General features: G+C 39.5%; 12 protein-coding genes. 7 read left to right on the top strand and 5 right to left on the bottom strand.

What is annotated here, in order from left to right; translation table 11 throughout:
• Positions 1–66: 66 nt before the first annotated feature.
• The 5 genes from ABXG83_RS07545 to ABXG83_RS07525 all read left to right on the top strand — a co-directional run bounded on the left by ABXG83_RS07545 (position 67) and on the right by ABXG83_RS07525 (position 4,004).
• Entirely contained in the window at positions 67–636 is a 570-nt protein-coding gene (locus tag ABXG83_RS07545; RefSeq protein ID WP_353548243.1) for an RNA polymerase sigma factor, read from the top strand.
• On the top strand, positions 633–1,445 hold the full coding sequence (locus ABXG83_RS07540; protein WP_353548242.1) for a HEAT repeat domain-containing protein: 813 nt from the start codon (positions 633–635) through the stop codon (positions 1,443–1,445). The genes ABXG83_RS07545 and ABXG83_RS07540 overlap by 4 nt, the downstream gene beginning before the upstream one ends.
• Before the next feature lie 11 nt (positions 1,446–1,456).
• Positions 1,457–2,320, top strand: a complete 864-nt coding sequence (locus ABXG83_RS07535; RefSeq protein ID WP_353548241.1) for a hypothetical protein — start codon at positions 1,457–1,459, stop codon at positions 2,318–2,320.
• Positions 2,321–2,330: 10 nt separating this feature from the next.
• A complete protein-coding gene (locus ABXG83_RS07530) occupies positions 2,331–3,152 on the top strand; it encodes a DUF4097 family beta strand repeat-containing protein (protein WP_353548240.1) in 822 nt (273 codons plus the stop codon).
• A 153-nt stretch (positions 3,153–3,305) separates the two neighbouring features.
• Positions 3,306–4,004 (top strand): TIGR04283 family arsenosugar biosynthesis glycosyltransferase, encoded by a 699-nt coding sequence (locus ABXG83_RS07525; protein ID WP_353548239.1) that lies wholly within the window; start codon positions 3,306–3,308, stop codon positions 4,002–4,004.
• Here the strand turns inward: ABXG83_RS07525 and ABXG83_RS07520 are convergent.
• Genes ABXG83_RS07520 through ABXG83_RS07505 form a run of 4 tightly spaced genes read right to left on the bottom strand, consistent with a single transcriptional unit; the run spans position 3,991 to position 6,799 of the window.
• Positions 3,991–4,593 carry a TIGR04282 family arsenosugar biosynthesis glycosyltransferase gene (locus ABXG83_RS07520; RefSeq protein WP_353548238.1) on the bottom strand — a complete coding sequence of 201 codons (603 nt, stop codon included), beginning with the start codon at positions 4,591–4,593 and terminating at the stop codon, positions 3,991–3,993. The genes ABXG83_RS07525 and ABXG83_RS07520 overlap by 14 nt on opposite strands.
• An 11-nt stretch (positions 4,594–4,604) precedes the next feature.
• A complete protein-coding gene (gene arsS / locus ABXG83_RS07515; RefSeq protein ID WP_353548237.1) occupies positions 4,605–5,645 on the bottom strand; it encodes an arsenosugar biosynthesis radical SAM (seleno)protein ArsS in 1,041 nt (346 codons plus the stop codon).
• Positions 5,646–5,673: 28 nt separating this feature from the next.
• Positions 5,674–6,009 (bottom strand): arsenosugar biosynthesis-associated peroxidase-like protein, encoded by a 336-nt coding sequence (locus ABXG83_RS07510; protein WP_353548236.1) that lies wholly within the window; start codon positions 6,007–6,009, stop codon positions 5,674–5,676.
• 1 nt (position 6,010) lies between these two features.
• Entirely contained in the window at positions 6,011–6,799 is a 789-nt protein-coding gene (locus tag ABXG83_RS07505; RefSeq protein WP_353548235.1) for a DUF547 domain-containing protein, read from the bottom strand.
• 64 nt (positions 6,800–6,863) lie between these two features.
• Here ABXG83_RS07505 and ABXG83_RS07500 point away from each other — a divergent pair, with 64 nt between their 5' ends.
• The gene (locus tag ABXG83_RS07500) at positions 6,864–7,688 is read left to right on the top strand and encodes a purine-nucleoside phosphorylase (protein ID WP_353548234.1); all 825 of its coding nucleotides are present in this window, start codon (positions 6,864–6,866) and stop codon (positions 7,686–7,688) included.
• A gap of 77 nt (positions 7,689–7,765) precedes the next feature.
• On the opposite strand, the gene ABXG83_RS07495 is transcribed toward ABXG83_RS07500, so the two are convergent.
• Entirely contained in the window at positions 7,766–8,752 is a 987-nt protein-coding gene (locus ABXG83_RS07495) for a LacI family DNA-binding transcriptional regulator (protein ID WP_353548233.1), read from the bottom strand.
• 287 nt (positions 8,753–9,039) lie between these two features.
• Here ABXG83_RS07495 and ABXG83_RS07490 point away from each other — a divergent pair, with 287 nt between their 5' ends.
• The gene (locus tag ABXG83_RS07490; RefSeq protein WP_353548232.1) at positions 9,040–12,102 is read left to right on the top strand and encodes a SusC/RagA family TonB-linked outer membrane protein; all 3,063 of its coding nucleotides are present in this window, start codon (positions 9,040–9,042) and stop codon (positions 12,100–12,102) included.
• Positions 12,103–12,111 lie beyond the last annotated feature (9 nt).

Here is a 12,111-nt window from a genome sequence, read left to right as displayed (position 1 = left end):
AGGGTCATGTAACCTTTTGTAATACGCTCAGTTTATAATTCAAAGCAAACATTAACTGACCCGAAATTGACGAACGAAGCCATTGATAATCAGCTCATGTTCAGGGTAAAAGAAGGCAACTTGGATCAGATGGCACTGTTATTCGACAGACACCATCGTCCCTTATATGGCTTTTTTTATCATCAGACAGGTGCGAAACAAGAGAGTGAGGATCTGGTGCAGACTGTCTTTATGAATATGATTCGTTCAAGATCAACTTTTACCGGTACCCATAAGTTTGAAACCTGGATGTATACCATTGCCAGAAATGCATTAAAGGATCATTACAGGAAGCATAAGAAAACAGGTATTACGGTTGATACCGATGAGGCAGAGAACAATGTACGTGAATCGACATCAGCTGATACTCGGCTAAATAGAAAGGAGGAAGAGTTGATCTTAAAAAAGGCGTTGGCCAGACTAAGTGAAACAGATCGAGAACTGATCGTTCTTTCCAGATACCGTGAAATGAAATATCATGAAATAGCCAATATCCTGAAATTATCAGAAGGAGCGATCAAAGTAAGAATACACCGAGCTGTAAAACAGCTGAGAGAAATATATCTTGAAATCAGTCAACAAACAATGAGCGTATGAAATGTGCATTTGATAAAGAGAAATTATGGTCACTGGCTTTGAATGAACTAACAGATGCAGAAAAAGCAGAAGTAAATAGCCATGTATCAACTTGTTCTGAATGTACAGAAGAGTTGAACAGCATCATGACATTTTGGAATATTACTGCTGCCTTACCGGAACCAGAGCCCTCTGCTGATATTAAAAGTAGTTTCATTCAGCAGCTTGAAACATATAAACAAGAGCAACTTGCTAAGACCAGTGCATCCTATCAGGTAAAAGAGATCTTTTCAAAATTCATAACAATACTGTTCACTCCTCGTGTTGCATATGGATTGGGGATGTTAGTGATAGGAGTCGTAGCTACATCATTGTATTTCCAACAAAAAGGAACAGGCAAGTCAGAAGTATCCATGCTTTCTTCACAAGTGAAAGAAATGCGAGAATTGCTTGCACTTAGTTTACTTGAACATCCATCGGCATCAGAGAGATTGAGAGCTGTCAGTTATGTGAATGAAATTGATACAGTAGATGGACGTCTTCAAGATGCTTTACTGACCACTTTGAATAATGATGAGAATGTGAATGTGCGTTTAACGGCCTTAGAAGCTTTATCGAATATGACAGCGGATCCGAAAGTCAGGGAAGGATTGATACAGTCAATTCAACATCAGGAATCACCATTGGTACAATCAGCGCTTGCGGATCTGATGTTGAAAATGCAGGAGAAAAAGTCTGTACGTTCCTTGCAAAACCTGCTGAAGAAACCGGAAACCAATGAAGCCATCAAAACAAAAATACAGGCAACCATTCATCAGTTAAATACCTAAACCCCTCATATATGAAAACGTATATTAACCTGCTAGCAGCAGGAATGCTATCTCTTTGTGCCTGCATGAGTCTATCTGCGCAGGAAGCAAAAGAGCATATCTCAAAGCAATTCAATGTTAATCCGAATAGTACGAATGCCGTATTAGCGATCTATAATATTTTCGGGTCCATAAAAGTAGAAGGTTATAATGGTGATAAAGTCTTGTTAGAGATCGATAAGAATATCACATCAAAATATCCTGAAGAAGTAACGAAGGGGAAACAAGAATTTCGTTTTGAGATGGAACAACAGGGTGATAGTATTATTGTATATATCGCAGCTCCCCATGATTCCAGACCTAATCAGCAATGGAGTAGAAATGAAGACAGTAAATCGATTCGTTATAAATATCAATTAGACTTCGTAGTAAAAGTGCCACATCAAATGCGATTACGTGTATCTACGATCAATGAAGGAAATGTCTATGTAAAAGAAGTGCATGGAGCATTGTTTGTATCCAATGTAAACGGTAAGATAGATGTAGAACATGCAAAGGGAGTCACTAAAGCAACAACCGTTAATGGGGATGTTACAGTGAGTTATCTTACCAATCCACCAGCTGCATCCAACTATAAAACGATCAATGGTGATATTACCGTGAAATACCAAAATGGACTCAATGCTGATCTCTATTTTAAAAGTATGAATGGAAAATATTTTACAGACTTTGAAAATGTTGAACCGATCAGTAATACGTTGGAGAAAAATACAGAAACCAAGTCCAATAGTACTTTGTATAAGATCAGCAAAGGAAATGCGGTAAGGATCGGAACCGGAGGTAATCGATTCAATTTTGAAACGCTCAATGGAAATGTTTATATCAAGAAATCATAAATCAAAAAACATGAAAACAATAAAATATACCCTCGCTCTGTTGTGTATTCTTTTTTCGACAGGGTTGATCGCACAGGGAGTTGAAAAAGAACAATTGACAGTGGCGTTAAGTAGTCCGGGTAAGCCGTATAAACTTGTGGTAGGATTACTCAGTGGTTCTATCAAAGTGACTGGTCATAGCGGAGATAACATGATCATCAATGTTGAGGTAGAAGAAGATAAAAAATCTAAAAAGAACGATCAAAAAGTATCTGGATTAAAGCGGATCGGGGCATCATCAGGTTATGAGATCAATGCCGTTGAAAAGAATAATGAGGTCACTATCAGCAATCATAGCATGATGAGGAAGATCGATCTTGATATCAAAGTTCCTGTGAATGGTACACTGGTCTTGAATACTTTGAATGAAGGAGATATTATCGTGAGCAATATCAAAGGAGAACTTGAGCTGAACAATGTGAATGGAGACATCAAAGTATCCGGTATTTCAGGTACAGCGGTAGCAAATACGGTGAATGGTGATATCACAGCAGCATTTACGAATGTAACAGAAGGGAAGCCGATGGCATTCTCTACATTTAATGGAGATGTAAATCTCAATTTTCCCGCGTCTATAAAAGCTAACCTAAAAATGAAAACCGATCAGGGTGAGATCTTCAGTGATTTTGAAGTGGCGATGGATAAATCTTCTGCAGCTCCTGTGAAAAGTAATTCAGGAGGTACTTATAAAATCACAAAAGATGCGTGGATAACAGGAAAGATCAATGGTGGTGGAACAGAAGTAATGGTGAAATCCTGGAGTGGTGATCTTTTCATTCGTAAGAACAAATAGGCTATACTCAGCAAAAAATATAGCAGCATTTATTGTTGCAAGCAGTAAATGGATAGTGGCATCTGAAAAGGTGCCATTATTTTTTTATCTCAGCGATCCAAACAGGAATCAATTAAGTTTGTTTATTCGTTTATTATAATGTAATTGAACTGTATGCAAAGTATCAGCATCATCATACCTACTTATAACGAAGCAAATGGAATCAACAGATTAATCTCCTATTTACAAAAGCATGGAGGGGATTCTATTAAAGAGATCATCGTTTCTGATGGTGGCAGCGTTGATGATACTATATCAATTGCAGCAGCAGCCGGCGCAATAACGACTTTATCTCCGTATCAAGGAAGGGCAGCTCAAATGAATCATGGAGCGACGCTTGCGACAGGTTCTGTTTTTTATTTTGTACATGCAGATACCTTTCCGCCTGTTACTTACGCTTCCGATATTCTTTCGGCGATCAATAAGGGCTATGCATTTGGACGTTATCGTACAAAGTTTGATTCCAATAAAAAGATTTTACTTTTCAATGCGTGGTTTACCCGGTTTGATCTATTCATATGTTATGGAGGAGATCAGACGCTTTTCATGCAACGATCGCTTTTTGATCAGATCAGTGGGTTTAATGGTAGTATGCGTATCATGGAAGATTATGATATTGTTACACGTGCAAAAGCTACAGGAGCACGATATAAAATATTTTCATCTACTGCACTGATATCTGCCAGAAAATATGATACCAATAGCTGGTTAAGGGTACAGACAGCGAATTATGAAATTATCCGTATGTATAAAAAAGGAGCAACGCAAGAAGCGATGGCAAAACGATACAAGAAATTGCTTAATTATCGTTGAGTTTTGAAAGATGTTGTTTCCAGTCTTCTTCTGTATCGATATCGTTCAGTATCGGAAGTTGCTTATAACTGATCTGATGCATTTCTAGTTGTTCAATGGTACTGCTGTAAACTGTATCACTACTCCATGTTTTCTCTTCAAAAAGAAAAGGATAAAATTGACGCATGCCAAGTAAATAGTAGCCGCCATCTGCGGAAGGGCCGATAACTGTTTCATAATTCTGTAAAGCAGTAAATGCGTGTTGAAGGATGTCTTCTGTTAGTTCAAAACAATCCGTGCCGATAATGATCATTTGATCATACGACTCTTGAAACAAAGTATCAAAAGCATGATGCATGCGAGTGCCGAGATCACCGTCAGCTTGATTCCTTTTCACGTACACATTATCCAGCCAGTGATCATTCAAAGAAATACCATCTGCATAAAAAACATATCGGTCGCAAAATAGTTGTTGTGTGATCTTGACCGTATGTTCAAGCAATGTGCAATAGATCGATAACGCTTTTTCTTCTCCCATGGTGGCAGCTAAACGAGTCTTTACCTTTCCGCGAATCGGATTCCTTGCAAAAATGATCAGCGCTTGTTTCAATCGATCTTAGTTTATGTAACAGCACCGCCACAGCTAGATCCTGATCCGGCAGTACAACCATAACAGTGTTGGTTGAGAATGATCTCGCGTTGACGAATAGCTGATGATGAATAATTGGATAAATGATCTGCGCCTGAACAGCCCACTTTTAAATCAAGCATCTGATTGAAATCACAGTCGTATAAATAACCATCCCATCCAACAGAGAGTGTATTCCTACACATCACATTGGCAGCTGCAGCTGGATTAAAAGCCTGTATCAGTTTTTCCATATAAGCGCTGTAGTTACCACTCACCAAAAGATAATCCAGATAACGACTGATGGGCATATTGGTGATCACATACAACTGATTGAAATGAATATTGTATCGTTCCAATAAAGCATCTTTATATTCCTTTTCTAATGCAGTTTGTGAAGGCGGAAGAAAAGCGCCAGCCGGATTGTATACCAGGTTTAAGGATAATCCGGTACCGTCAATACCATAACCCACAGCATTCAACATTTGTAGTGCTTTGATCGAATCTTCAAAAACACCATTACCTCTTTGTCTGTCTGTCCTATCTTGAGTGTAAAAGGGAAGTGAAGACACAACTTCGATATCATGTTGTTTAAAGAATTCTGGAAGGTCGTGGTATTTTTTATTGGCCAGAATGATGGTAAGGTTACAGCGAACAATGATATGTCTGTTTAGTTTTTTGATCTCAGATACAAACCATCTGAAATCAGGATTCATTTCAGGAGCTCCACCTGTTAGGTCCACTGTTGTGAAAGAAGGATTTTTTTCCAGAACACTTAAGCAAAGCATCATGGTTTCTTTGGTCATGATCTCTTTTCTGTCTGGACCGGCATCTACATGACAATGTTTGCAAACCTGGTTACACATTTTTCCAACGTTGACCTGAAAGATCTCAGGTTCTTTAGGGAGCAACGGAAATAAACCCACTGCTTTCATTTTATCCGTGAAAAGCGGTAAGTTTTTTTCGTGTTCTAAAATATCGATCTGATGTCCTGCATCCGCTAAAGCGTGTTGCAAAGCTTTTAATGATTTCATGTGTATGTATTTCTGCTTTGTTCAAGCATTACATGGAAATGGATTTCACCTTATTCATCATTTGAACACCATGTACCAATGCTGCTCCTCCTTTAATAGCAGATGCTACGTGAACAGCTTCCATCATTTGTGCTTCACTCCATCCTTTTTCATAAGCATCACTGCTGTAAGCGTCAATACAATATGGACATTGTACTGCATGTGCAACAGCAAGTGCGATCAATGATTTTTCGCGTGCGCTCAGTGCACTGTCTTTGAATACTTCGCCATACCATGCAAAGAATTTATCCGCCATTTCTTTTTGATACTCACCAATAGCACCAAATTTTCCAAGATCTTCAGCATTGTAATAATGATTAGCCATGTTAGTCGGTTTTGTAATTATCTAAATAAAGATTCCAGTCGTATTTTTTAAAAGAGATCGAAGGGTTTGACTCATTAGGGATAACACTGATCTTCTTTAATAGTTCTTTCATTTTTTTCTTTCCTCCGAAATCAGCTCTGAACCATCCCATGATGGCGGGTAATTTCAACTTATTATGGGCAGTGTCATATACTGCTTCATTCCTTAAGTATACACGCGTTGCCAAATCCAATTGCTGATTTAGTTGTTCTGGTCGATAGAAGGCAATGGGAGGGCAACTTTTTGCGCCACAATTCAACGCAAAATGAATTCGGTAATCAACAGTGTCAACCCGATGTTTCTTTTCAAAAGAGGAAGGGAATAAACGATTAACATAACCCAAACTCCATTTCGTTTTTGAACGACGCAATAATCCATGTTCAATACGATCAAGACTTAATTTCTCTCCGGCGATCACAATATTTTTTTGTCCGAAGAATTGTCCGCGTTTTTTATACTTTTCCGGATTCTTTGTTAATGATAATTGGGTAAATGCATTATAGATATTTAACCAAAAAGCTTTTTTCTGATCATCCGTATTAAGTGCTTGATGCAGTTCTTCAGCTGAAATCTGTTGTAAGAGTTGGACCAAAGAATCCGGTGATTCTCTTCTTTTTACCTGAAGTAATAGTTGCTGGGATACTTTTGTGAATGATATCTTTTCTATCGGTTGCATTGTTTGAGCACTGGAAGGAATAGTAGTTCCCATCAATGGTATGATACTCATTATAAAGAGGAACAATCTTTGCATATAATAAATACGTTCATTGAACGCAGATAGTTTTAATTTACAGATTGAAAAATTACTGGTTATTATGGAGAATATGTTGCAAAAGGTTGACGAATGCGCGTCTTTTTTAAGAGAAAAAGGGTTTCAAAATCCGGAAGTAGCGGTTGTATTGGGAACTGGTTTGGGCTCTTTTATACAACACATTGATATCAGTCTTACCATTCCTTATCACGAGATTCCTCACTTTCCGACAGCTACCGTAGAATTTCATAAAGGACAATTGATCTATGGTACGGTTCAAGGAAAAAAAGTGATGGCCATGCAAGGGCGCTTTCATTATTATGAAGGATACAGTATGCAGCAAATTACTTTTCCGATCAGAGTCATGAAAGCATTGGGTATTCAGTTTTTATTATTGAGTAATGCGGCAGGAGGCATGAATCCATTGTTTAAGAAAGGAGATATGGTATTGATCAATGATCATATCAATTTATTACCCGAAAATCCATTGCGTGGATTGAATGATCCAGCATTTGGGAATCGCTTTGTAGACATGTGTAAACCTTATGATGATGGAATTGGTCAACAACTCATCAAAGCAGCACATGCTACACAAAAAGAATTGTTACATGGTGTGTATGTAGCAGTGCAGGGACCTAATCTGGAAACAAGGGCTGAGTATCGTTATTTACGTGCAGCAGGAGCAGATATGGTGGGCATGAGTACTGTTCCGGAAGTGATCGTGGCCAATCATATAGGCTTGCGTTGTGCTGCTGTGAGTGTGATCACCGATGAGTGTGATCCGGATCACCTACAGCCCGTAAACATTTCAGAGATCATAGAAGTAGCAGGCAGAGCCGATGAAGGACTGAGTGCGATTTTTGCAAAAGCAATCGGCACATTGAAATGATGGACATAGCGTACTGAATGGTGAAGTATTTTTCTATAGTTCATCATGTTACATTCATGATTCTTTGTTTATGATGTTTAAAGTGATCCACCATTGATCAGCACTGCATCGACCAATAATTCAGTTGGTGCATGTTTGGTTTGTATGCAATTGAGCATATGTGCAAAAGCAGCTTTACCAAGTTTTTCGCCACTAGTTTCAATGTAGGTGATCTGTGGATGAAAGAGCCTGGGAATGGTACCATTGCTGATGGTGAGTAAAGCAATATTATCAGGATAACGAAGTCCTTTCTCCTGAATGGTTTTTAATACACCGATCAACACTTCATCACTCATACAGAAAATAATATCCGGAAGATGTTTATTGAGCATCTCATGACAAATGTTTTTTGCTTCATCAGAGCTATTGGCATGTTCGATCAGTAAGGAAATATGTGGATGTGATTGGAACGCATTTTTCAATGCGGCTTCCCTTTTTTTAGTGATCGATAATGCCGGATTGCCAAAGATGGCGAGAATTGATTGATAGGGATGTTGTAAAATCAGTTCAGCCGCTAACTGAGCACTTTTTTTATCTGCCAGGCAAATCTTATGTACCCCTGATTCCTGGGGAACATTATCAAAAAAGAGAACGGGTATTTCTAGCTCATACATTTTTTCAAAGCTGCTCATGTCTTTTGTATTCGAGCTTAGGCAAACAAATACACCGGATACCCGATTTTGTCTGAAGAGTTTCAGGTTTTCAGCTTCGATCAATGGGTCATTACCGGATTGAAGGATCATAACTGCGTAGCCATTTTTTCTGGCATCCTCTTCTACGGCAGCGATAAAGGTTTCGTAAAAGTAATTGGAGATCGTCGGCACCATTAATCCCAGGAGTCTACTGTTCTTCGTTCTCAGTTGAACAGCATTGGCATTAGGTTCATAATCCAGTGTACGCGCCAGTTCGATGACCTTTTCGCGGGTCTTTACGGATATATCCGGATGGTGTTTCAGCGCACGTGAGACGGTTGAGATACTAATACCGAGTATCTCTGATATTTTTTTCAGCGTGGTATTGGTCATGCGATTGCCTAATTAAAAGGGAAAAGTAAAGAAAATTTCCACAGCAAACCTTTGCGGAAATGCTGTAAATACACCTAAATGACTGATTATCTATCGATTAATCGAGTTTAAAATCTTTTGAAGCCCTTAAAATTCCTGAATTGTGCATCTTTTTTAGGGATAATACGGTCTTGGAAATGGAGTGCATTTTACACGTTGGCTCAGATTCACAAAATTTTAAGAAAATATTTTGTTTCTGAAAAAAATGTGTACTTTGTACACGCTTAATAACCAATAAACTGCCATTTATGAATCTTTCGAAGCTTGTCAGGCCTGCTTTAGTGGGTTTACTCGCTTGCGTATTTACCCTATTCGCGCAGGCACAAACAAAAACGGTTACCGGTAAAGTAACCGATTCAAAGGACGGATCGCCTCTTGCAGGTGCTTCTGTGTTAGTAAAAGGATCAACGACTGGTGCTCAAACCGGTGCAGATGGTACTTTTAAAATTACTGTTCCTTCATCGGCAAGAACGCTAACAGTATCTTATGCTGGATACGCTTCTGCTGACGTGAACATTTCAGCCTCCAATACTGCTAATGTATCGCTTACCGCTTCTGCGGATGCGCTTGCTGATGTAGTAGTAGTAGGTTACGGTACCAGAAAGTCAAAAGACGTGACTGGTTCTGTTTCTCGTGTTACTGAAAAAGATTTCAACAAAGGCCAGATCGCTTCTCCTGAGCAATTGTTACAGGGTCGTACAGCAGGTGTGCTTGTTACACCTTCTACGGGTGAGCCCGGAGCTGCTGCAACCATTAACATCAGAGGTACTGGTTCTATCAGTGGTGCACAGGAACCATTGTACGTTATTGATGGTGTGCCCCTGATTCAAGGTGGTACATTGGGAACCAACGGAAGTGGTGTTGAAGGTGGTACAACCGCTAAAAACCCATTGATCTTTTTGAACCCAACAGATATCGAAAGCATTACAGTGCTGAAAGATGCATCTGCTGCTGCTATTTACGGTTCAAGAGGTGCGAATGGTGTAATCTTGATCACTACCAAGCAAGGTAAAGGTGGTAAAGGTGGCGTGTTTTCTTACGGTGCTTCTACTACACTTGCACAAACTGCTCGTCGTTATGACTTGATGAATGCACAAGATTTCTTATTGGCAGCTAAAAAAGCCAATATCGACGGAGGTGCTTCACCTGACGCTGCTGCTGCTGCTGTAGTAGGTATCGACAGAGGTGCCAATACTGATTGGCAAGATGTGATCTTCAGAACAGCTATTTCTCAGAACCACAACTTAAGCTGGTCAATGAGCAACAAAGGTACTTCTGTACGTTTGAGCGGTTCTTATGACAATCAGGAAGGTATCATTAAGAATACTGGTCTTGAGAGATTAACTGGTCGCGCAAACATTAGCCAAAAATTATTCAACGATAAGTTGAAGTTGGAAGCTAACATGACCATGTCAAGAACAGAAAACTCTTATGCGCCACTTTCTAATAACGCAGGTTATCAGGGTAGTTTGTTAGGTGCTGCATTGCAGTTCAACCCAACCAACCCTATCTATAATTCAGATGGTACTTTCTACCAGCCAGGTGATCAGCGTAACCCTGCACAGATGCTGGCTTACTTCACTGATAACGATTATATCAATCGTTTCCTGGGTAACTTCTCTGCAAGCTACCAGATCACAAAAGACCTCAGCTATAAAGTAGTATTAGGTTTAGATAATTCTAAATCTCAAAGAACTTCTTTTGCTGATCCTCGTTTGGGTTCTAACGCTTATGGCGGTACTATCAACGTATTCGGTAAAGATTATGGTAATGGTATTCAAGGTAACGGTCGTACAACCAGACAAAATCTGGAGACCAAATCAACCTTGGTTGAGCATTATTTGACTTATGATAAAACTTTCAATGAGAAGCATGCTATCAATGCTATAGCAGGTTATTCTTATCAGAGTTTTGAAAACCGTTACAATGCCTCATTTGGTTGGGGACTGAAAACTCCGGTTACTGGTCCTAACGATGTATTCGTAAAAGATTACAATGCATTTACCAATTATGCAAACTTTGTTCCGGGATATGACAAAAACGAATTACAATCTGTATTCGGTCGTTTGAACTACACTTACAACGACAAATACTTCTTGACTGTAACAGTAAGATCTGATGGATCTTCGAAATTCGGTTCTAACAACCGTTATGCAACATTCCCTGCCTTTGCCTTCAAATGGAGAGCATTGGAAGAGTCTTGGATGCAGAACATCTTCGGAGGTTTCCTTAGCGATCTGAGCTTCAGAGCGAACTATGGTAAACTGGGTAGCCAGGATAACTTAGGTTCTTATGCAGCCCTTAACTTACAGCAGACATTTGATGTAGGTTCTGGTCCTGTTACTCGTTTCATCCAGCAGGGTAATCCTGACCTGAAATGGGAAGAAGTAGCTACTACAGGCTTTGGAGTTGATTTCACTACCAAAGACAAAAGATTATCGGTAACCTTGGATTACTACAATAACAAGCGTACCAACATGTTGTTCTTTGCTCCAACACCGGGAGGTTTTGCTCCGACTGCTAACTGGTGGATTAATTTAGATGGTAAAGTAATCAACAAAGGATGGGAAGCAAGTGTTAACTATCGTGCTATCCAAGGCAAGAAGTTCAGCTGGGATATCAGCTATAACATGACAACCGTAAATAACAATATCGAAGGTCTTCCAACACCAATCAATACTGGTGCGGTGAGTGGACAGGGTCTGACTGGTGCCTTTGCACAAACCCTGACCAACGGATCTTCTATCTTTACTTGGTCAATGCCAGTATTCAATGGCTTTGACGGTAACGGTAACGCTCGTTATGGTAATGGTGCTGCCAACAGACTGGTTGGTTCTGCATTGCCTACATTCTTCGCCGGTTTGACCAATAATTTCTCATATGGCAGATGGAATTTGAGCGTGTTCTTGAACGCTATCACAGGTTTCCACGTATATAACAATACAGCAAACGCATTATTCCTGAAAGGTAGCTTGCGTAACGCTCGTAACGTAACATATGAAGTGGGTAACGGACCTGAGAATCCATTTAACCCTGGATCAGTTTCAACTCGTTTCTTAGAGAAGGGTGATTTCATCCGTCTTGCAAACGTGAATCTGAGCTATGCATTTAACCTGAAGAAAAACAGCCTCTTCAAGTCTATGTCAGTATTCGCATCAGGTCAGAACCTGGCGTTGATTACCGGATACTCTGGCATCGATCCTGAAGTGAATGTTGACAAAAACATCAATGGTATTCCTTCTCGCGGATTTGACTACACTCAATATCCAAGACCAAGGATCATTACAGTAGGTTTAAATGTTGGATTTTAAATAATAAAT

This window comes from Sediminibacterium sp. KACHI17 (genome assembly GCF_040362915.1).
In the GTDB taxonomy this organism is placed as follows: domain Bacteria; phylum Bacteroidota; class Bacteroidia; order Chitinophagales; family Chitinophagaceae; genus Sediminibacterium.
The sequence above is the reverse complement of the archived record's forward strand: the minus strand, read 5'-3'. Positions and strand labels throughout refer to the sequence as shown.